Source organism: Flavobacterium sp. LHD-80 (assembly GCF_030929605.1).
Lineage (GTDB): Bacteria > Bacteroidota > Bacteroidia > Flavobacteriales > Flavobacteriaceae > Flavobacterium.
The window spans coordinates 627,546-650,612 of sequence record NZ_JAVFVS010000001.1; the positions used below are offsets into that span (position 1 = coordinate 627,546).

The window sequence follows — 23,067 nt, forward strand, 5'->3', positions numbered from 1 at the left end:
AACCGAGTCAGTAATGATTCGGTTTTGATGTTTTTAAGAATTCAACAAACTGACAATTGTCATTTCCCATTCAAAATCTTTTTCGTAATATTACTATTGTAAATTTTCATGAATGAGAAAGATAAAATACAAGAAAGGACGTAAACTGCAGCACACCACTTTAGAGTACACAGGATCTCATAAAGATTTTCAGACAGAGATGCAGCTTTTTGTATATGACGATGCAGATGTTGTGGAGTATGAGAAGTTTACAGTAGCGGCATTAAATTCATGTTTTGATTACACTAAAAATAACTGGCTCAATATTCACGGTTTAAATGATATCAATCTAATTAAAATCATTGGGCAACATTTTAAGCTCGATGATTTTTTACTTGCCGATATTTTAAACACAACAAAAAGAACTAAACTCGAAGAACAAAAAGATGTTTTGTTTTTTAATATTAAATCACTTTTGCCATCAGAATCTTCAGATGATCTAAAAGTAGAACAGTTAAGTTTTATTTTGAAAGACGGAATTCTTATTTCTTTTCAGGAAAAGCGAAGTGATTTCTTTACGCATGTTAGAGAACGTTTACGCACCCATGCAGGAATAGTAAGAACAAAAAAAGTAGATTATTTGCTTTATTTATTGCTAGATGCCGTAATGGAAAACTTTTATATTACGATTGAAGATGAAGAAGATAATATTGAAGAACTGATTAATTTGACTAAGAAAGGTGCAGATCCTGTAATTTTGGAGAAAATTGAAAACCACCGTGATAATTTTAATTTCTTAAAACGTTCTATTGTATCACTTAGAGATTCATTGTATTATTTGAAAACGATTAAAGATGATGATGAAAATAACGGTCTTATTCGAAAAGATACATTTAATTTCTTTATCAGATTACATCAAAAGAGTTTAGAGCTTTTAGAACAGATTGAGTCCGATATGAGTTCATTGGAAAGTGCTTCAAATTTTTATTTTTCAGAGCAAAGCCGAAAAATGAATGAAATCATGAAAACCTTGACTATTATTTCTGCCATTTTTATTCCGTTGACATTTATAGTTGGAGTTTACGGAATGAATTTCGATTACATGCCAGAGCTTCGTGCTAAAAATGGCTATTTTATAGTCATGGGCATTATGTTTTTATTAGTTGTAGGGTTGATAGTATATTTTAAGAAAAGACGTTGGTTCTAACGTTCTTTTATTTTTATAAAACAGTAAGGAATAGTTTCAAAATATAAATTATGAGTAAAGCGATATACATTGCCACAAGTGATCATAATAGCGGTAAATCTATAATTACCCTTGGTTTAATGAGTATTTTGTTAGGCAAAACGGCAAAAGTAGGTTATTTTAGACCCATTGTAGAAGATTTTGTAGACGGCGAACAAGACAATCATATTGAAACGGTTTTGTCACATTTTAACCTTGATATTAAGTTTGAAGATGCTTATGCAATCACAAAAAGCAAACTGATCAAGAAAAAGAATAAAGGCAAAATAGGAGAGGTTTTAGATTTAATTATCGAAAAATATAAAAAGCTTGAAGAACGTTTTGATTTTGTTTTAGTTGAAGGAACAAGCTTTACTGGTGAAGGAACTTCAATCGAACTAGATTTGAATGTTTTAATCGCAAAAAACCTTGGAATCCCAACTATAATTATCGGTTCCGGCGTTGGAAAAACCTTAGAAGAATTAGTTGATAGTTTGTATTTAGTGTACGATTCTTTCAAAGTAAAAGAAGTTGAGGTTTTATCGGTTTTTGCCAATAAAGTACAGCCAGAAAACATCAGCCTAGTAACTAAAAGTCTTCAAAAAAGTCTTCCACCAAATGTTTTGGTAAATACCATTCCACTGATATCAAGTTTAAACAATCCTACAATGCAGGAAATTGTAAATGAGCTAGATGCTAAAGTTTTGTTTGGTGAAAACTACTTAAATAACGAAATTGGACATTACAGCGTGGGGGCGATGCAACTGCATAATTATTTGGTGCACCTTCATAATAATGCGCTTGTAATTACGCCTGGAGATCGTTCAGATATTATTTTAGGCGCTTTGCAGGCAAATGAATCGGTTAATTATCCAACTATTTCAGGAATCATTTTAACTGGAAATATTGTTCCTGAAGAAAGTATTTTAAAACTTATTGAAGGACTTTCGGCTATTGTTCCAATTATTGCTGTTGATGGCGGAACGTATAACATCACAAACAAAATAGGTTCTATAAAATCGGAAATTTACGCTACTAATACGCATAAAATTGAAACCTCGATTAGTACTTTCGAAAAATATGTTGATATAGAATCCTTGTCACAAAGAGCAATCACATTTGTAGCCGAAGGTATGACGCCAAAAATGTTCCAGTACAATATGGTGAAAAGAGCCAAACAGCATCGTAAACATATTGTACTTCCAGAAGGAAATGATGACCGAATTATCACAGCAGCATCAAGATTGATGGATATGGATGTGGTTGATATTTCAATCATTGGAGATAAAAAACAAATTGAGAGTAAAGTTGCTGAACTCGGAATTAGCCTAGATTTTTCGAAAGTACAGATTATCAATCCAAAAGAATCAGAGCTTTTTGAGGATTATGCTAATACTTATTATGAGCTTAGAAAAGCTAAGAATATAAGTATAACCATGGCAAGAGATCTAATGGAAGATGTTTCGTATTTTGGAACTATGATGGTTTATAAAGGTCATGCAGACGGAATGGTTTCTGGAGCGGCACATACTACACAGCATACAATTTTACCAGCACTTCAATTCATCAAAACAAAACCGAATTCATCAGTCGTTTCATCTGTATTTTTCATGTGTTTGGAAGATAGAGTTTCTGTTTTTGGAGATTGTGCCATCAATCCAAATCCAACAGCTGAACAATTGGCAGAAATTGCAATTTCATCGGCAGAGTCAAGTTCTGCTTTTGGTATAGAACCAAAAATTGCCATGCTTTCTTATTCTTCTGGAGCTTCAGGAAAAGGTGATGAAGTTGATAAAGTAAGAACAGCGACCGAAATTGTAAAACAAAAACGTCCCGATTTAAAAATCGAAGGCCCAATTCAATATGATGCTGCTGTCGATCGTGCAGTTGGAAAAAGCAAAATGCCAGATTCTGAAGTAGCAGGACAAGCAAGTGTGCTTATTTTCCCAGATTTAAATACAGGAAATAATACCTATAAGGCCGTACAAAGAGAAACCGGAGCTTTGGCAATTGGGCCAATGCTTCAAGGTTTAAACAAGCCAGTAAACGATTTAAGCCGAGGCTGTACAGTTGACGATATTATCAATACTGTTGTTATTACGGCAATTCAAGCGCAAGGATTATAATTAATTGTAAATTATGAATGTTAATTGTGAATTTATACTTTGTCTTGAAAATTGCTTTAATTTCAATCTAAATAAATTATAAAAATAAGTCTCAAAAAAAAACTTAGAATCTTAGCGACTTAGGACCTTAGCAACTTTAAAAAAAATGAAAATACTAATTATAAACTCAGGAAGTTCATCTATTAAATATCAATTAATGATTATGCCGGAGAACGAAGTAATTTGTTCGGGTATGATTGACAGAATTGGTTTAGAAACTTCAAATGTTACATTTAAAACAGCATCAAATTCGATTGAAGAATTACTTCCAATTCCTAATCACAAAGTTGGTTTGCAAAAAGTGGCTACTATGCTTTTAGATGCCGAAAAAGGCGTAATCAAATCTACTTCTGAAATTGCTGCAGTTGGGCATCGCGTGGTACATGGGGGAAGCGACTTTAGTGATACAGTAAAAATCGATGAGAAAGTAAAATCAAAAATAAAACAGCTTTTTGAGTTGGCGCCGCTTCATAATCCTGCAAATTTAGAAGGAATTAATGTTGCTGAAGAGATATTCAGTTCGGCTGAACAAATTGCCGTTTTTGATACGGCTTTTCATCAGACCATGCCAGAAGTGGCTTATAAATATGCGATTCCAAATTATCTTTTAACAGAAAACAAAGTTCGTGTTTATGGTTTTCACGGAACAAGTCACAAATACGTTTCTGAAAAAGCGATTAGATTTCTAGAAAAGCATTCAAAAATAATAACCATTCACTTAGGAAATGGATGTAGTATGGCTGCTATTAAAGATGGGAAATGTATTGATACATCAATGGGATTTTCACCTTCAAATGGTTTAATTATGGGAACGCGTGCGGGTGACATTGATCAGTCAGTGGTTTTTTATATGATAAAAAATCTTGGATATACGCCAGACGAAGTAAATGCAGTTTTACTAAAACAAAGTGGAATGCTTGGTCTTACAGGTTACAGCGATCTTCGTGATATTGAATCAGAAGCTGAAAAAGGAAATAAAGACTGCCAATTGGCTTTATTGATGAATGCTTACCGAATCAAAAAAACAATTGGTGCTTACACTGCAGCGCTGAATGGCTTGGATGCAATTGTCTTTACAGCTGGAATTGGTGAAAATTCTTCTTATATGCGTCAATTAGTTTGTACTGATATGGATTATTTTGGAATTGAAATTGATTCAGAAAAAAATCAAATTCGTTCAAAAGAAGTTAGAGAAATCAATAAAGCTAATTCAAGAGCTAAAGTTTTGGTTGTTCCAACAGATGAAGAATATGAAATTGCTAATCAAGTTTATCAATTACTTAACAATTAAGATTTAAACCAAATTTACTTAACAAAGCTTCTCGGCAGAGAGGCTTTTTTTACGCCTAAAAATTAAATATTTGTCAGTACCTTTGAAGATAAAACCGAATATCTTGAAATCGATACTTTTAAAACTAGTTTTCTTCTTTTTCATTGCTTCGCATCTACAAGCACAAGAATTACTTCCTTTTGTTGAAAATTATAATAAATCAGATTATCAGGGCGATAATCAAATCTGGAACATTGCTCAAGGCCAGGATAGAGCCATGTATTTTGCTAATAATCATTATTTATTGCGATATGATGGCGTTGTTTGGGAAAAATATTCTTTGCCCAATAAAACAATTATTCGATCCATATTAATTGAAGGTGACCGAATTTATTCTGGTTCTTACAAAGAATTTGGGTATTGGTATAGAAAAGATGGTAAAATGAATTACGTTTCTATCACCAAAAATCTGCGTTTGTTCGATGAAAAAGACAATGAAGAAATCTGGAAAATTTTCAGATTTAATGGTTCTCTCTATTTTCAGTCTTTCAATGATGTTTTTATTTATGATGGAAAACATATTAAAAAAATCAAATTCCCTTTTCTAATATCATACTGTTTTGTTGTTGACCAAAATCTCTATGTAGCTTCTGTTGACAAAGGTATTTTTAGAATGAACGGCTCAAAAATTGCAAACCCGAAAGGTTGGAATATTCTAAAAAATACCGTTGTTCACGCGATCGAAAAGTACAATGGTAAAACCTATATTTTCACTCATAAACGCGGGATTTTTATTGTTGAAAAAAATGGATTGACGGCTTGGAACAATCCGTTAAACGAAACTTTGAAAGGAACGGGAATTAATGTTGCAAAGTTTATCAAGAATAATAAATTGGTTATTGGAACAGGAAATAAAGGTGTTTTTGTTTATGATTTTAGTACTCAAACTTTTAAAAACATAGACCGAAATAATGTTTTAATGAACAATTCGGTTTTATGCATTGGTTTTGATAAAGAAGAAGATTTATGGCTCGGACTTGATAACGGACTTGCTCATGTTGAGGTAAATTCTCCAATTTCATTTTTTTATGACAATTCAGGGATTTTAGGTTCCGTTTACTCGGTCGCAACTATTGATAAAGGATATCTAATTGCATCAAATCATGGTATTTTTGAATTTGATTCGGGTAATTTTAAAATGTTGCCAAATACGCAAGGGCAGGGCTGGAATATTACTAAAATTGGCAATAAATATGTTATAGGTCATAACGACGGAACTTTCTGTTATGAAAATGGTGCTCTGACAAAAATTAATGATGTCAGTGGAGGATGGAATTTATCAAAAAGTATTATTAATGATACGTACTTTCAATCCACTTATAGTGGTATTTTAGTTTATAACAACGCTTCAAATTTGGGTGAAAGTACAAAGTTTAATGATCTTTCAAAACCAATAAAATATGTTGCTCAAAACAAACGAAATGAAATTTGGGCAGCAGATAATTACCGCGGATTATATAGAGTCCTTTTTGATGGCAATTTTAAAACGACAAAAGTTGAAAATATCACGCAGCAAAGTAAAATAGAAAATGACTTTGGCGTTAAGATTTTTGAGTTTAGAGAAGAGATTCTTTTTTTAATAAACAATGTTTGGTACACATTCAATTCAATTACAAATAAATTAGAAGAGAATGAATTGTTCAATACCAACTTTAAAAATATATCTGATGTTGTTGCAATCGATGAAAACCATTTTATAGTCCTTCAAGAAGGAATCTTGTACCATATTTACGCAAACGGAAATAAGTTTGTATGGAATATGATTCAGGAGAAATATTATAAAGGGAAATTAATTAATGAAAACCTGCGCATCTTTAAAAGCAAAAATCATTATTTAATGAATCTTGATGATGGTTTTATTTCGTTGCAACTTTCTTATGAAAACAAACAAAATAAAGGAGTAAAAGTTGAAGCGTATAGCAATAATATATTGTTGCCAAATGAAGGCAAAATAAAACACAATACTGAATTACGTATTAACGTGATTTCCGGCATTTATGGAGCAAGCAAGCCAAATTTATTTTACAAGATAAATGGAAGTAAAAATTACATTCCAATTTCTAATGGAACAATTGTCTTGAACAACCTAAACAGTGGTTTTCATTCTGTCGAAATTTTTAAGCACGACGGAGCCAATTATGATAATGTTGCAACATTTGAATTCAAGGTTGCACAGCCTTGGTATTTTTCATTTTGGATGATTTTGCTTTACTTGTTAGTAGTTGGAGCCGTTTTATTCTTTTATTACAAATGGAATAAGCTTCGATACACACAAAAATTAAAACTGCAGGCGGAAGAATTGAAACATCAGCGTGAAATTCTCGAAATGGAATTGAAGAAGGAGAATGAACTAAACGTTCAGGAATACGAGAAGCATATTTTAGAATTGGAACTTCAGACAAAATCATCAGAAGTTGCAGGAAAATCATTGTCTATTGCCAAGCAAAGTGAAATGATTGAGAATATTCAAAATATTCTGGATTCTGAAAAAGATTTTAATAAGCTCAAAAGCGAAATCAAAAAAGCAATTAAGATTAATGAAGTTAACAAACACGAATGGGAGATTTTTGAAACAAATCTGAATCAAATCCACAATGAGTTTATTATTAATCTTTCGAAAAAATATCCAAACCTAACTCCAAAGGATATAAAGCTGTGTGTTTATCTAAAAATGAATCTTTCGTCAAAAGAAATTGCTCCTATGATGAATATCTCTTTTAGAGGTGTAGAATTACACAGATATCGCTTGAGAAAGAAGCTAAACCTGACACAAGATGAAAACCTATCAAAATTTTTATTAACTGTGTAAGATTTGACATTGAATTTTAAAGATCTTATATTTTTTCAATCCTTTTTTTATATAATTCCAATACATCATTACTACATCATAAGGTTATGTTAAAGAAAATAAATTAACATTTACAGTGTTGATTATTAGCGGTATACAAAAGGTTTTTAACATAATGATGTAGCTATGTAGTAGTGTGAATTGATGTACTACAACGTTGTAATTGTTTAATTTGGCTCTACTAACTTAAACGATTACATACTGTATGAAAAATTTTATTTTTAGCTTTTTAGCGCTATTGCTGCTTCCGGCTTATATGTCTGGACAAGCAATTAAAGGAAAAGTAGTAGACGGCAGCGGGATGGGAGTACCAGGAGCGGTTATCAGTGCTTCGAATTCCAGAACAACTGCTGATGCTGACTTCGACGGTAATTTTACAATCAATGCCAAAGAAGGTGAGATTTTAAAAATCTCAATGTTGGGTTTCGACGCTATTTCTGTACCAGCAACGTTAACTCCAATGCGAATCACCTTAAAAGAATCTGATGACACCGCTTTAAAAGAAGTTGTTGTAATTGGATACGGAACCAGAAAAAAGGTCGATAATACTACAGCAATTTCTTCAATCAAAGCAGAGGAAATTACAAAAACTAAAGTGATAAATGCTTCTCAGGCTATTCAAGGTAAAGCTGCTGGGGTACAAGTTACTTCTTCAGATTTGCCAGGAAGTACACCATCTGTTGTTATTAGAGGTCTAGGAACAGCTTTAGGAGGAAGAACACCTCTTTATATCGTTGACGGAATGGCAACGGAGAACATTAATAATATCAACACTAATGATATTACTTCGTATGACATTTTAAAAGATGCATCTGCATTAGCGATCTATGGTACAAGAGCTGCAAATGGAGTTATCATTATTACTACTAAAAAAGGTAAAGGCGATAAAGTTTCTGTTGAATTTGAAAGCTTTGGAGGTATTAGAACACCGCTTAAAAAAGTAAAAATGGCTGGAAGTAATAAATTTGCATATTACACAAATTCAGCTTTACAGTCAACTACTTTTTCTCAAGATCAGCCTGTTAATACAGATTGGTTTGATGAGATTACTAGAACAGGAAGTTATACTCAAAATAACGTATCTGTTTCAGGAGCTACTGAAAGCATAAAATATTTCTTCAGTTTAGGAAACTATCAAGAAGATGCAATTTTAAATGGTCTTAATTACGGACGTACAACATTTAGAAATAATAATGAGTTCAAAATTTCAAAGAAATTAACTTTAACTCAAAATTTTAGTTTAACATCAACTAAATCTGCACCAAAACCGTTGTCAGCATTTACTAATGCGTACAAACAATCACCTATTGTTCCTGTATTTTTTCCTGATGGAAAATATGGAGTTTCTCGTGTTGGAGATAATGGATTTGCAAGCGAAACAGGAAGTTCAATCAACAATGTTGGAAACCCGGTTGCACAGTTAGATTTTTATGATGAGCAACAAAGAAGTGTTTTTTTACAAGGAGGTCTAAAATTAGATTATGAAATTTTGCCATCTTTAAAATTTACTTCACAATATAACGGAGAATATTATACTTGGAAACAATATAACTTCGACGATACAAAAAATATCTGGTTAGCTGCAAACCCAAATAAGGTTGCTAGTGATTATGAAAAAGAATTTCCTAATGCAAATATCAATTTATTGACAAAAGGAAGAGAAGATTATTACAATTGGAGTTTGTCAAACTACTTGACTTACAATAAAGTATTTAACGAAATTCACGATATCGAAGTTACTGCTGGTATTGAGACATATGTTAAAGGTGCAAGAGAAAAATTGACTATAAAAAGAAAGAATGTAAATTCTGATTCTAATTATTGGTCTTTAAAAGATGTTGAATATGCTACAAATGTAACTAGTTATAAAGACGAGCTTTTCAATGAAACTAAATTAGCATCATATTTAGGTCGTTTTCAATATAAATTGATGGACAGATACTTATTGACTGGAACAGTTAGACGTGATGGTTCTTCAAATTTTGGAAAAGATTATCGTTGGGGAACTTTCCCGGCTTTTGGAGCAGGATGGATTATTACTAAAGAAAAATTCATGGCTGATGTAAAAGGAATCAATTTATTGAAATTAAGAGGAAGCTGGGGTAAATTAGGAAATCAGAATGTTCCACTTAACAGTCAAGGATATACTTCAGGTTTAAATGCTTATTTGGGAGGTTCTATTTTGAATGAAGGTACAACTATTAGTTCTCAAATTGATCCAAGTTTATCTTGGGAGATTACAGAAGAAGTATCTGCAGGTTTAGATTTTGAACTTTTAGACAGTAGATTAAAAGGAACTTTTGATGTGTATGATAAAAACACAAACAACGTAATTTTAAATACAAAACCTTATTTTACATCTGGAATTACAGCTGCATCGCCAGCACACGTAGGAGAAGTATCTAACAAAGGATATGAAATCTCATTACGTTGGGATGATAAAATTGGTGAAAATTTCAGCTACTATATTGGCGGTAACTTTTCAAACAACAAAAACGAGCTAACTGGTTTAAAAGATGTTGTTTTATCTCCAGTAATTGGCGGTGGTTTAGGAAATGGTCAGGATACAAAATTACTTGATAACACTACTGTGGGGCAACCATTAGGAAGTTTTTACATCTACGAATATGCTGGTTTTGATCCAGCAAATGGAAAAATGTTGTACTACAATGCAGCAGGAGATAAAGTAACTCAAGATGCTTTAAGTGCGACAGCTGATAAAAAATATGTAGGTTCTAGTTTGCCAAAATCTAACTACGGAGTTTCTTTAGGATTCGTTTACAAAAACTTTGATTTTTCTGTTGATGGATATGGTACTGCGGGAGCAAAAGTTTACAATGGTAAAAAAGCACAACGATTTTTTGGTGAAAATATTGAAAACTCAATTGCTACAGATTTCTGGACACCAAATAATTTGACAGCTTCAAATCCGGCACCATTTAATCAAGTACCAGTTGCTTCTACTTATTACTTAGAGTCTGGTGATTTCTTTAGAGTAAACAACATTACTGTAGGATACAAATTGCCATTGCAAGGAGACAGTTTTGTAAGCGCATGTAGAATCTATGTAAATGCTATTAATCCATTTATTACACAAAAATTCTCAGGATTCTCTCCAGAGCTAAATGGTGATGGAAATCCTTACGGAACTCAGGGAGTAGAGCTGGATGCTTATCCAACTTTAAGATCATTTGTAATTGGTGCTAATTTAAAATTTTAATAAGATGAAAAAGATATATATAGCATCGTTTGTATTATCAGCGTTCTTTTTTACAGGATGTGCAGACGATTATTTAGACGTAGATCAAACAGAATCTATTTCGACCGGCGATGTGGAGCTGTTTAATAATGATGCTGGTGCAGCTCAGTTTGTAACAGCAATTTATAACAAGTTTTTAAATTGGGATATGACCTCTTTTGGGTGGATCGGTTTATCAAGTATTACATCTGATGATGCTGATAAAGGTTCTTCTGCAGGTGATACAGGAACGGATAAAGATGTATTAGACGCTTTGACTTACAATGCTTCTAATCCTTCTGCAGAAAGCACATTTATTGCTAATTATGATGGAATCAATAGATGTAATCAGGCTTTAAATATGCTTCCTAAATTAGATAAAGTTGATGCTAATTTAAGAAACAGATTAGCAGGTGAAGCTAAGTTTATGAGAGCCTTTATGTATTTTACTTTAGTAAAATGTTACGGAGGTGTACCAATTGTTGATCATTTACCAGTTCCGGGTTCAGATGCAGATAGAATCATGCAGTTAACACGTAAATCGACAGCAGAAGTTTATGCTTTTATTGAAGCTGACTTAGATGATGCTATTGCAGCATTGCCTGAAAAAACGGCTTATTCAGCAAATGAAAAATCAAGAGTTTCGAAAGGTGCTGCTTATGCTTTATTAGCAAAAGTTAGTTTATACCAAAAGAAATGGCAGCAAGTAATTGACAATTGTAATAAAGTTACGGGTTATGCTATTGTAAGTGATTATGCATCACAGTATAAAGCGACAGGAAAGTTTGACTCTGAGTCTATTTTCGAAATCTATGCACAAGGGGCTGTACCTGCAAAAGGAATTGAAGGTTATTCTAATACGCAAGGTGCTCGTGGTACAGGAGGCTGGGGCTGGGGCTTTAATACGCCATCTCAAAGTTTAGTAAATGCTTACGAGGCTGGTGATGTTAGAAAAGCAGCAACAATCATCTTCAGAGGACAAACTTTATATGATGGTAGAGTAGTGCCAAATACAGTTGAAAACGAAAGATACAACTACAAAGCATATTCATCTGCCTATACAGATGCGTGGGAAACAGATGTTGATATTAAATATTTAAGATATGCTGAAGTTTTATTAATGAAAGCGGAAGCATCAAATGAATTAGGACAAACTTCTGCTGCGATTCTATTATTGAATCAAATCAGAAACAGAGCTGGATTAGGAAATACAGCGGCAAGTTCTCAAGCTGATGTTAGAACTGCAATCTGGAAAGAAAGAAGAGTAGAAATGGCTTTTGAGCATGACAGATTCTTTGATTTAGTTCGTACAGGTCAAGCTAAAGCTGCTTTTGCAGTTGATGGCAAAACTTTTACAGAAGGTAAAAATGAGTTATTCCCAATTCCGGCATCTTTCATTAAACAGGCTGGTGGTTTATCAGCTCAAAATCCTGGTTACTAATCCTTAAAAACTAATTAAAATGAAAAAAAATAAATCTATTTTATTACTTTCTTTTGCTTTGGCTTCGCAAATTTTTGTAAGCTGTGAGGATAGTATAGATAAAGTTAACAGTCCAATTCCATACGAGTCAATTGGCGGTTACGAGAATTCTGATGATATCGCACCAACACATTTAGTCTCTAAATTCAGTTTTGATGGTAATTTAAATGACAGTAAAAGCAATATTACTGGTCTTGAAGGTACAAATGTTGCTTATGCTAATGGTGTAAAAGGAAATGCTTATCAAGGTTCAAGCTCCGTTGCTCGATATGCTATAGGAAATGCTACTTCAAAAATTACATCTTTAAATGATTACTCGATTTCATTTTGGATGAATACTGCTAACACAGTTCCTGATGGTGGAAGTCCAGGGCAAGGAAAAGGAGCACAAGGTATTTTTTCAATTGTCAGACCAATGGAATTTTGGGGAGGAATTAATTTGTTTTTAGAAAACCCAGATAGTGCCAATCCAAATAGATTAAGATTAAAACTTGGAGTTGAAAACGGAAGAGCCGGAGTAGCATGGAGAGGGCAAAGTGTGATTGTAAACCTTGACAATAGCTTAAATACTTGGTTGCATATTGTTCTTGCATATGATTCAAAAACTAGTACTATGAATTGTTATACTAATGGTGTAAAAAGTGCTAATGTTGGCGGTTTTCCATTTGCTCCTGCGAACGGTGTTGTTGGTACAGCTATATGGTATGCTGACGATCCAGGAACTTATGACAATGTTAAAAATGCTCCTAAGTATGGCACTTTTCAAATGGTAGGAACCAATGGTAAAGTTGTTTTTGGAAACCATCAGTTTGAAACAACACCTCCATTAAATAATGGTTCTCAACAAGATTGGGCAACTAGTTATGCAGGATTGATGGATGAATTCAGGATTTATGACGCAGCGCTTTCAAGTAATGAAGTTTCTGCTCTTTATAAATTAGAAAAAGATAAGAGATAAAATTTTTATGAATACACCTAGAGTAATTATCTAGGTGTATTTTTTAGTAATTCTTAATAAGAAATTGATATAATGAAGATAGGTTTATATATTATAATGTTTTTGGGAGCTGTGACTTCTTGTTCTTCTTCTACACCAAATGAAGGTAATAGTGGAGGAACTCCGTTGCCAACAAATCCAACAACTCCAACAAAAACTTTGACTGATACCGAAGCAATGGATCAGGTTCAAAAAGATGCAATAAAATATTTTTGGGATTATGCTGATCCTAATTCAAAATTGGCAAGAGAAAGATATCTTACAGAAGATCCTAGTTTTGAGTCTAATATTATAACTACGGGAGGTTCTGGGTTTGGATTAATGAGTATCGTTGTAGGCGTAGAAAGAGGTTTTTTGCCAAGAGCTGAAGCTGTTTCTAGACTTACTACGGCATTAACTTTCCTAGAAAATGCTGATCGTTTTCACGGTGCATGGCCACATTGGATGGACAATAAAGCGGGAAAAGTTATACCATTTGGAACAAAAGACAATGGTGGAGATTTAGTTGAAACTTCTTTCGTTTGTCAAGCTTTAATCACGATTAGAGAATATTTTAAAAACGGAAGCACTTCTGAAAAAGCATTAGCTACTAAAGCTGATGAACTTTGGAAAGGTGTTGAATGGGATTGGTATACAAAAGGAGAAAATGCTCTGTATTGGCACTGGTCACCAAATTATGGCTGGGAAATGAACTTCAAATTGGAAGGCTACAATGAATGTTTAATTACGTATGTAATGGCAGCTTCATCTCCAACACATCCAATTTCTGCAGAAGCTTATCATCAAGCTTGGGCTAGAAATGGCGCTATTGTAAACGGAGGATCTCAATATGGAATTCCGGTTGTTTTAAGTTATAACGGAGCAGTAGGAAATGTTGGTCCAATGTTCTGGTCACATTATTCTTATTTAGGTTTAGATCCAACTACATTAAAAGATAAATACGCAGATTATTGGCAGTTAACGCAGAATCATGCTAAAATCATGGTTCAATATAGTATTGCTAACCCAAAAGGATTTAAGGATTATTCAGATAAATGCTGGGGATTAACAGCAAGTTATACACGAAATCCTGATGGAACAACTGGTTATACAGCACATCAGCCAAATAATGACAACGGAGTTATTTCTCCAACAGCCGCTTTATCATCGTTTCCTTATGCGCCAACTGAAGCAATGAAGTTTTTGCATTATTTATATGATGATAATAGAGCAAAACTTGTTGGAATTGCAGGACCTTATGACGCATTTTCGCCTCAATACAATTGGGTAACGGCTCGTTATTTAGCAATCGATCAAGGGACTATTGCACCAATGATTGAAAACTACCGTAGCGGTTTGTTATGGAGTTTGTTTATGAATGCATCAGATACAAAACAAGGTTTGAAAAAACTTGGTTTTACATCAGGTAAATACGGAATTTAATTACATCTAAATGAAATTTAAAGTAACGCTTCTAATTGTATTATTTTCGGTATTTGGTTTTTCCCAAACCGAAACAACAGGTAAAATCAATACAATTGTAATGTCAAAGTATGAACTTGGTTATGCTTTGTACAAGCCACTAAATACTAAGGGAAAGAAGCCTTTAATAGTTTTTATTTCAGGAGATGGAGAAAAAGGAACTGATATTTCAAAAGTAAAAATTCACGGTCCTTTTAATTATTTAAAAACACATCAATTAGATGCCTATGTTTTGGCTCCGCAATGCAAAGAAGATGAAAATTGGGATATAGAATCAATTTATCAGCTGATCTTAAAAATTCAGAAAGAAAACAAAATTGATTCAGACAGAATATATGTAACAGGTTTAAGTTCTGGCGGATGGGCCACTTGGAATTTAGCGCTTTCCTATCCAGATATGTTTGCAGCGGTCGTGCCTATTGCCGGCTTTGTAGATTTGATTCCGTTAGAAGGTGCTTGTAAAATTGCTAATATTCCCACCAGAATTTTTCACGGTTTATTAGACGATGTAGTAAATGTTGATTATGCGATTACCATTTACAAAGAATTAAAAAAATGCAATGCAAAAGATGTAAAGCTTACCATTTTTGATGACGCTGGACATAATAGCTGGACGCGAGTTTATGATAATCACGAAATCTACGACTGGATGTTGCAGCAGAAAAAAATGAATACAAACAAATAAATAAATTATAATGAAAAACAAATTAGTCTTACTTTTTTTAGGATGTGCTGTTTTGGGTTATGCTCAAAAAAAGAGCACAAAAAGTACAGTGAAAATTAAACCTAAGTCAGAGTTTGTGGCAGAGTTAATGTCAAAAATGACATTAGAAGAAAAATTAGGACAGTTGAATTTACCAACATCTGGTGATATTACAACTGGTCAGGCAAATAGTTCAAATGTTGCAAAAAATATTGCTGAAGGTAAAGTAGGCGGTTTGTTCAATATTAAATCAGTACAAAAAATTAAAGAAGTACAGAAAATTGCTGTTGAAAAAAGCCGTTTAAGAATTCCTTTGCTTTTTGGTATGGACGTTATTCACGGTTACGAAACAACATTCCCAATTCCGTTAGGATTATCTTGTACTTGGGATATGGCTTTAATTGAAAGAAGCGCCCAAATTGCTGCTAAAGAAGCAAGTGCTGACGGAATCAACTGGACGTTTTCTCCAATGGTTGATATTTCTCGTGATCCACGTTGGGGAAGAGTTTCTGAAGGTTCTGGAGAAGACCCTTATTTAGGAAGCCAAATTGCAAAAGCAATGGTTAACGGATATCAGCAACATGATCTTTCAAAAAACAGTTCAATTTTAGCTTGTGTGAAACACTTCGCATTGTATGGTGCGCCAGAAGCTGGACGTGATTACAACACAGTTGACATGAGTCATATCAGAATGTTCAATGACTATTTCCCTCCTTACAAAGCAGCGGTTGATGCTGGAGTAGGTTCAGTTATGGCATCTTTTAATGAAATTGATGGAATTCCAGCAACTGGAAACAAATGGTTAATGACAGATGTTTTAAGAAAGCAATGGGGTTTTAAAGGTTTCGTAGTAACCGATTTTACAGGAATTCCTGAAATGATCGAGCACGGAATGGGAAATCTTCAAGATGTTTCGGCTTTGGCTTTGAATGCTGGTGTTGAAATGGATATGGTTGGTGAAGGTTTCTTAGGAACTTTGAAAAAATCATTAGACGAAAAAAGAGTTTCTATCGAAACGATTGACAATGCTGTTAAACTTATTTTGGAAGCAAAATATGATTTAGGATTGTTCCAAGATCCATACAAATATTGTGATGAAAAAAGAGCGAAAACTGAAATCTTCACAATGGATAGCAGAAAGGAAGCACGTCAAATTGCAGCTCAATCATTGGTTTTACTAAAAAATAAAAACCAATTATTGCCTCTTAAAAAATCAGGAACAATTGGTTTAATTGGACCATTGGCAGATGCTAAAGAAAATATGCCGGGAACTTGGAGTGTGGCTACTAAAATGGAAAATGCTGTTTCATTATTAGCAGGAATTAAAGAAGTTGCTGGAGCAGGAACAAAAGTTTTATATGCAAAAGGAAGTAATTTAGATTACGATGAAACTTTTGAAACGAACGCAACAATGTTTGGAAAAACATTACACCGTGACGGTCGTTCAAAAGAAGAATTATTGGCAGAAGCTTTAAAAGTGGCTGAACAATCTGATGTTATTGTTGCGGCTTTAGGAGAATCAGCAGAAATGAGTGGAGAATCTAGCAGCCGTACAAATTTGCAGATTCCACAAGCGCAAAAAGACCTATTAAATGCTTTATTAAAAACAGGAAAACCAGTTGTTGTTGTTTTATTTGACGGACGTCCATTAGTTATTACTGATGAAGAAAAAACAGTTCCTGCGATCTTAAATGCTTGGTTTGCTGGTACAGAAGCAGGTTATGCAATCGCTGATGTTTTATTTGGAGATGTAAATCCTTCTGGAAAATTAACTTCTACTTTTCCAAGAAGTGTAGGTCAATTACCAATTTATTATGCGCACAAAAATACAGGAAGACCGCTTTCTAATACAGAAGGTAAATTCGAAAAATTCAGATCAAATTATATTGACGAAAGAAACGAGCCATTATTCCCATTCGGATTTGGTTTAAGCTACACGACTTTTGATTATTCAAACCTTAAAATTTCTTCTGATAAAATGAATTTCAGCGGAAAATTAAAAGTAACAGTTGATGTAACAAATACAGGAAACTTTGACGGAAAAGAAACAGTTCAATTATACATCAGAGATTTAGTTGGTTCAGTAACTAGACCAGTTAGAGAATTGAAAGGTTTCCAAAAAATAGCACTTAAAAAAGGTGAAAAACAAACAGTTAGTTTTGACATTACTGTTGAAGATTTAAAATTTTATAACTCTGATTTGCAATTCGCAGCAGAGCCTGGACAGTTTGATATTTTCGTTGGAGGAAATTCAGCTGCCGACAAGAAAGTTAGTTTCGAGTTAACTAAATAGTTGGTTTATTGGTTAGTTAAGAGCCCTTCATATGGAGGGCTTTTTTTCTAAAATAAAGATTCTCTTTTTAAAATTTCATCTATGAATATTCTCAAAATATCTCGCGTTCTTTCTTTAATGTTAGTAGCGGTTTTCGCTTCCTGCAATGTGCAGAAAAATGCAATTGTAGCGCACAGAGGAGCGTGGAAGAAAAATAGTTTTCCTGAAAATTCGATTGCTTCTTTAAGACATGCCATTGATTTAAAATTGCCGGGATCAGAATTTGACGTTTGGCGTACAGCCGATGATTCACTGGTAATTAATCACGATGCACATTTTAATAAATTGTTGATCGAGCAAACCAATTATTCCGATTTGATAAAGTTTAAATTATCTAACGGAGAAAAGCTCCCAACGCTTTATGAATATATTGCAGAAGGAATAAAAAACAATAAACACACGCTGTTGGTTTGCGAAATTAAACCTTCAGAAATAAGCAAAGAACGAGGAAAAGAAACGGCTATAAAAACGGTTGAAACAATCAAAAAACTAAAAGCAGATAAAAAGATTTGTTATATAAGTTTTGACTACGATATTCTAAAGCAAATTAGAGCAATAGATTCAAAAACAAATCTTCAATACCTGGAAGGAAATAAATCTCCAATTGAAGTTAAAGCCGATAAAATTAATGGTGTTGATTATCATTACTCGGTTTTCAAAAAACATCCTGACTGGATAAAAGAAGCAAAGGACATCAAAATTATTTTGAATGCTTGGACCGTAAATGAAGCTACTGATATGGATTGGCTTATTGATCAAAAATTCGATTATATCACTACAAATGAACCTGAACTTTTAAAGGAAAGATTAAACATAAAAAAGTAATCGTTTTTCCTTTACAAATACAAACCAAATCATGAAAAAAATATATAAACAACTGAGATTGCCAGTCGTATTGTTTTTGATCGTTTTCAATAACAGTATTTTGGCTCAAAATGCAAGTGGAAAAACAGAATGGTTTGACCCTGCTAAACCTGCAACGACTTATTGTAATCCTATTAATATTGGCTACAATTTCACGACTTACAATCATAACGGAATTCCGTATTCACGCCGTTCAAGTGCCGATCCGGTAATTATTACTTATAAAGGCGAATATTATTTGTTTGCTACAAATCAAGCAGGTTTCTTTTGGAGTAAAGACATGTCAAATTGGAATTTCGTTTACGGAAGCTTTCAAAGACAACCGGGCGATGACGACCAGTGTGCACCAGCTGCGTGGGTGGTAAATGATACTTTATTTTACGTTGGTTCTACTTGGAAAAGAGATCATCCAATCTGGAAAACGGCTGATCCAAAATCAGGGAGATGGACACGCCACGTTGATAAAGCAATGCTGCCAACTTGGGATCCAGCAATCTTTCAAGATGATGACAAAAAAGTATATATGTATTATGGATCAAGCGGAAAATTACCTCTTGTCGGTGTAGAAGTAGATTATAATACGTGGCTTCCAAAAGGAAATCAAGCCGATTATGCGACGTTGTATAAAGCAACAGAAGTAGAAGACATCCAGAAACCTTACGGGCAAATTAAAGACGTTGCAATTCTAGATCCATCAGCTCATGGATGGGAGCGTTTTGGTCCAAATAATGATATGGAGCCAGCGCCTTGGGGAAATTTCATTGAAGGAGCTTGGATGACCAAACATAACGGAAAATATTATATGCAATATGGCGCGCCAGCAACCGAATTTAAAGGTTATGCAAATGGCGTTCATGTTGCTGATAATCCGTTAGGGCCTTTTAAGTATCAAAAACACAATCCGATGTCGTACAAACCTGGCGGATTTGTAATTGGAGCGGGACACGGAAATACTTTTGCAGATAATTATGGAAATTATTGGAATACTGGAACATGCAAAATCTCAATTAAAGACCGTTTTGAACGTCGTATTGATATGTTTCCTGCTGGATTTGATAAAGATGACGTAATGTATTCTATTACAGCTTACGGAGACTTTCCAATCGTCCTTCCAACTGGCGAGCGCGATCAGACAAAAGGTGCTTCATCTGGATGGATGTTGCTTTCGTACAAAAAGCCTGTAACAGTTTCTTCATTTGAAGAATGCATGGAAGTAGAAACACACAGAATGGACAACGGAGGCAAAAAAGTCTATGAGAAATTTTGTTACGGAGCAGAAAACCTTACCGATGAAAATATCCAAACGTATTGGTCTGCTAAAACAAGTAATCCTGGTGAATGGCTTCAACTCGATTTGGGCAGAAAAATGGAAATAAAGGCGCTACAGATCAATTATGCTGATCATAAAGCCACACAGTACAATAAAGCAATGGATATTTATTATCAATACAAAATATTCATGTCTGATGATGCTGTAAACTGGACTTTGGTTGTCGATAAATCTAAAAATGATAAAGATGTGCCTCATGATTATGTAGAGCTTACAAAATCAATTAAAGCGCGTTACATCAAAATGGAAAACATTCATAATGCATCTGGATTGTTTGCGATTTCTGATTTCAGAGTTTTTGGAAATGGATTGGCAGAAAAACCGAAAGCTGTTGCTTCATTTAAAGTAGACAGAAATAAAACAGATTCAAGAAATGCAATGATTTCGTGGAAAAAACAAAATGATGCCGTTGGATACAATATTTATTACGGAATTGCTCCTGATAAATTGTACAACAGTATTATGGTTTATGGCGAGAATTCATATGATTTTAGAGGACTGGATAAAGGAACAAAATATTATTTCACAATTGAACCTTTTAATGAAAACGGCATTGGAGCAAGAAATAAGCTTATTGAAGTAAAATAAGTTTATTGGTCTGAAAAATAGTTCAAAACTATATACTTTAGTGCATTTCGTTTTCAGCTTCTAAAAGTTTTTAACCGCAAATTGCACAAATTCACACAAATTAATTTGCGAAAATTTGTGTGATTTGTGGTTAAATTAAGCTTTAAAATCTTGCAGATTTTAAGTCTGTTGACCAAACCTATGAACTTCAAGTTTGCAATGGTTTAGTTTATTAAAAATCATAAAGACTCTGATTATAAATTTAAGGATTTGTAATTGGAGTTTTTTTTTGCGAAAAGGTTGCGAAAAAACTCTGACAGATGTAAAGAATTTTGTTCCTTTGTGATAACCCAAAAAAATGCTATAAAAACTATGAAAAAAACGATTCTTTTAACTGCTTTAGTTTTAAATGGATTGACCGCGTCCTTTGCTCAGTCAAATGATGAAAAAAACATTAAATTATTCTATAAAAAAGCTTTAACCGAAGCTAAATGTTATTCTTGGTTAGAATATCTTTCAAATGATATTGGAAGCCGTTTATCTGGATCAAAAGGTGCAGCAGAAGGCGTAGAATACACTAAAAGACAATTAGAAAGTTTAGGCCTTGATAAAGTCTATTTGCAAGAAGTTATGGTTCCTCACTGGGTTCGCGGTGAAAAGGAAACAGCTTTTATTTTAGATGGAAAAGTAAAAACGGCTGTGCCAATTTGTGCATTAGGAGCTTCTGTTGCAACCCCAAAAGCAGGAATTACTGCAGAAGTAATCGAAGTACAAAGTCTTGACGAATTAAAAACACTTGGCGATAAAGTAAAAGGTAAAATTGTGTTTTTTAACAGACCAATGAATCCTGAAAACGTTGGGACTTTTAATTCTTATTCTGAAGCAGGAGATCAAAGAAGAAGTGGTGCAAAAGAAGCAGCGAAACTTGGAGCAGTTGGTGCAATTGTGCGTTCGTTAAACTTACGTTTAGATGATTTTCCGCATGCTGGAAATCAAAGCTATGGCGATTTGCCAAAAGAACAATATATTCCAGCAGCTGCAATTAGTACAAATGGTGCTGAGTTATTGAGTAAAACATTAAAAGCAAATCCAACTATAAAATTGTATTTCAAACAATCATGCGAAACATTGCCAGATGTATTGTCATACAATGTTATCGGAGAATTAAAAGGAACAGTTACGCCGGAGAACATTATTGTTGTTGGCGGACACTTGGATTCTTGGGATTTAGCTGATGGTTCTCATGATGATGGAGCAGGAGTAGTGCAAAGTATGGAGGTAGTTCGTATTTTGAAAAACCTAAACTACAAACCAAAAAATACAATTCGCGTTGTTTTGTTTATGAATGAAGAAAACGGAGGAAAAGGCGGTGCGAAATATGAAGAAGTTTCAAAACAAAAGAACGAGAATCATATTTTTGCTTTAGAAAGTGATTCTGGCGGATTTACACCACGAGGATTTTCAATCGAAGCTGATGATGCAAACTTCAAAAAACTGCAAGAATACAAGTCTCTTTTTGAGCCTTATTTAATTCACAATTTTACAAAAGGACACGCAGGATCAGATATTGAGCATTTAACTTCAAAAACGATTGTTAAAGCTGGTTTACAGCCAGATTCACAACGTTACTTTGATTATCACCACGCGGCAAATGATAAATTTGATGCAATCAATAAAAGAGAATTAGAGCTTGGTGCAGCAACAATGACATCATTAATCTATTTAGTTGATCAAAACGGAATTACGCTTCCAACAGCAAACTAAATATCAATATAATTGAAATAAAAAAGCTATGAGTTTTTGCTCATAGCTTTTTTGCTTTTATAGTGTGTATGTTTAATAAGTATCAATCACAGTTTTTAATAAATTAGAATTGGCAAGATCTACAGGTGCTACAACTTTTTCATCTAACGGAATTTCATTTCCATACCTTTCTTTTACAATTTTCTGAACTCTTTCATCAGTTAAATTAAAATCTTTTAGTTGTTTGAGTTTTGACAATTCGATGCCGGCAGCGTTTTTATATATTTTCCAAACCAATTCAGAACAATAAATTCTAGTATCCGTCCATTCAAAGTAAGCATCATATTCTTTGCCGTTAAATTGCTGACTGTAATCTTTCATTTTTTGCAAAGATACAGGAGTTAAAACTTCAGTTGCATTTTTCAATCTTTTTACAAGATATTTATTGTCTTTCCCATGCTGAATCCAATCTTCTAAACGAGTTAATTTTACAGGCTGAACGGCTTCAAAAACAAATAAATCTCCGTTCATTTTATAAATAATGCCACAATGTGAAAATTTAGAATTTGTGGCAATTCGAACCGCTTCGCATTGAGGAGATTGTGAGGTCTGAAAAATAATATCGCCATCCTGAATTTTCTCAAAAGCTACATTTTCAATCTTTTTACCCGAAAATGGATTATTTGGAAAAACTTTCATTGTAACAAAAAGCGCGCACCCAAAACTGAGTAAAAAAGTAATAATAAGAAAAAGGTATTTTGGTCTTTTCATGTTTAAATTTTAAAAATTAAAAGTATAATTTATT

General features: G+C 33.6%; 14 protein-coding genes. 13 read left to right on the plus strand and 1 reads right to left on the minus strand.

Annotated elements, in window-relative coordinates:
* Positions 1-112: 112 nt before the first annotated feature.
* The 13 genes from corA to RB619_RS02800 all read left to right on the plus strand — a co-directional run bounded on the left by corA (position 113) and on the right by RB619_RS02800 (position 22,283).
* On the plus strand, positions 113-1,186 hold the full coding sequence (gene corA, locus RB619_RS02740; RefSeq protein WP_308093849.1) for a magnesium/cobalt transporter CorA: 1,074 nt from the start codon (positions 113-115) through the stop codon (positions 1,184-1,186).
* Between the two features lie 50 nt (positions 1,187-1,236).
* Positions 1,237-3,330: a phosphate acetyltransferase gene (gene pta, locus RB619_RS02745; protein WP_308093851.1), complete on the plus strand. Its 2,094-nt coding sequence runs from the start codon at positions 1,237-1,239 to the stop codon at positions 3,328-3,330.
* Positions 3,331-3,475: 145 nt separating this feature from the next.
* Complete coding sequence (locus RB619_RS02750; RefSeq protein WP_308093852.1) at positions 3,476-4,660, plus strand: acetate kinase; 1,185 nt, start codon at positions 3,476-3,478, stop codon at positions 4,658-4,660.
* Positions 4,661-4,763: 103 nt separating this feature from the next.
* On the plus strand, positions 4,764-7,508 hold the full coding sequence (locus tag RB619_RS02755; protein ID WP_308093854.1) for a LuxR C-terminal-related transcriptional regulator: 2,745 nt from the start codon (positions 4,764-4,766) through the stop codon (positions 7,506-7,508).
* Between the two features lie 244 nt (positions 7,509-7,752).
* Positions 7,753-10,767: a SusC/RagA family TonB-linked outer membrane protein gene (locus RB619_RS02760; RefSeq protein WP_308093857.1), complete on the plus strand. Its 3,015-nt coding sequence runs from the start codon at positions 7,753-7,755 to the stop codon at positions 10,765-10,767.
* A 4-nt stretch (positions 10,768-10,771) separates the two neighbouring features.
* Positions 10,772-12,226, plus strand: a complete 1,455-nt coding sequence (locus RB619_RS02765; protein ID WP_308093860.1) for a RagB/SusD family nutrient uptake outer membrane protein — start codon at positions 10,772-10,774, stop codon at positions 12,224-12,226.
* Positions 12,227-12,245: 19 nt separating this feature from the next.
* The gene (locus RB619_RS02770; RefSeq protein ID WP_308093863.1) at positions 12,246-13,223 is read left to right on the plus strand and encodes a LamG-like jellyroll fold domain-containing protein; all 978 of its coding nucleotides are present in this window, start codon (positions 12,246-12,248) and stop codon (positions 13,221-13,223) included.
* Positions 13,224-13,295: 72 nt separating this feature from the next.
* Positions 13,296-14,684, plus strand: coding sequence for a glucoamylase family protein (locus RB619_RS02775; RefSeq protein WP_308093866.1), 1,389 nt, complete (start codon positions 13,296-13,298; stop codon positions 14,682-14,684).
* 10 nt (positions 14,685-14,694) lie between these two features.
* Positions 14,695-15,408, plus strand: a complete 714-nt coding sequence (locus tag RB619_RS02780) for a prolyl oligopeptidase family serine peptidase (protein ID WP_308093868.1) — start codon at positions 14,695-14,697, stop codon at positions 15,406-15,408.
* Between the two features lie 10 nt (positions 15,409-15,418).
* A complete protein-coding gene (gene bglX / locus RB619_RS02785; protein WP_308093871.1) occupies positions 15,419-17,719 on the plus strand; it encodes a beta-glucosidase BglX in 2,301 nt (766 codons plus the stop codon).
* Between the two features lie 81 nt (positions 17,720-17,800).
* On the plus strand, positions 17,801-18,583 hold the full coding sequence (locus RB619_RS02790) for a glycerophosphodiester phosphodiesterase family protein (RefSeq protein WP_308093873.1): 783 nt from the start codon (positions 17,801-17,803) through the stop codon (positions 18,581-18,583).
* 31 nt (positions 18,584-18,614) lie between these two features.
* Positions 18,615-20,540 carry a family 43 glycosylhydrolase gene (locus RB619_RS02795; protein ID WP_308093876.1) on the plus strand — a complete coding sequence of 642 codons (1,926 nt, stop codon included), beginning with the start codon at positions 18,615-18,617 and terminating at the stop codon, positions 20,538-20,540.
* Positions 20,541-20,891: 351 nt separating this feature from the next.
* Complete coding sequence (locus RB619_RS02800) at positions 20,892-22,283, plus strand: M20/M25/M40 family metallo-hydrolase (protein ID WP_308093878.1); 1,392 nt, start codon at positions 20,892-20,894, stop codon at positions 22,281-22,283.
* Between the two features lie 72 nt (positions 22,284-22,355).
* Here RB619_RS02800 and RB619_RS02805 read toward each other — a convergent pair whose 3' ends face one another.
* The gene (locus tag RB619_RS02805) at positions 22,356-23,033 is read right to left on the minus strand and encodes a YiiX family permuted papain-like enzyme (RefSeq protein WP_308093882.1); all 678 of its coding nucleotides are present in this window, start codon (positions 23,031-23,033) and stop codon (positions 22,356-22,358) included.
* Between the last annotated feature and the right edge of the window lie 34 nt (positions 23,034-23,067).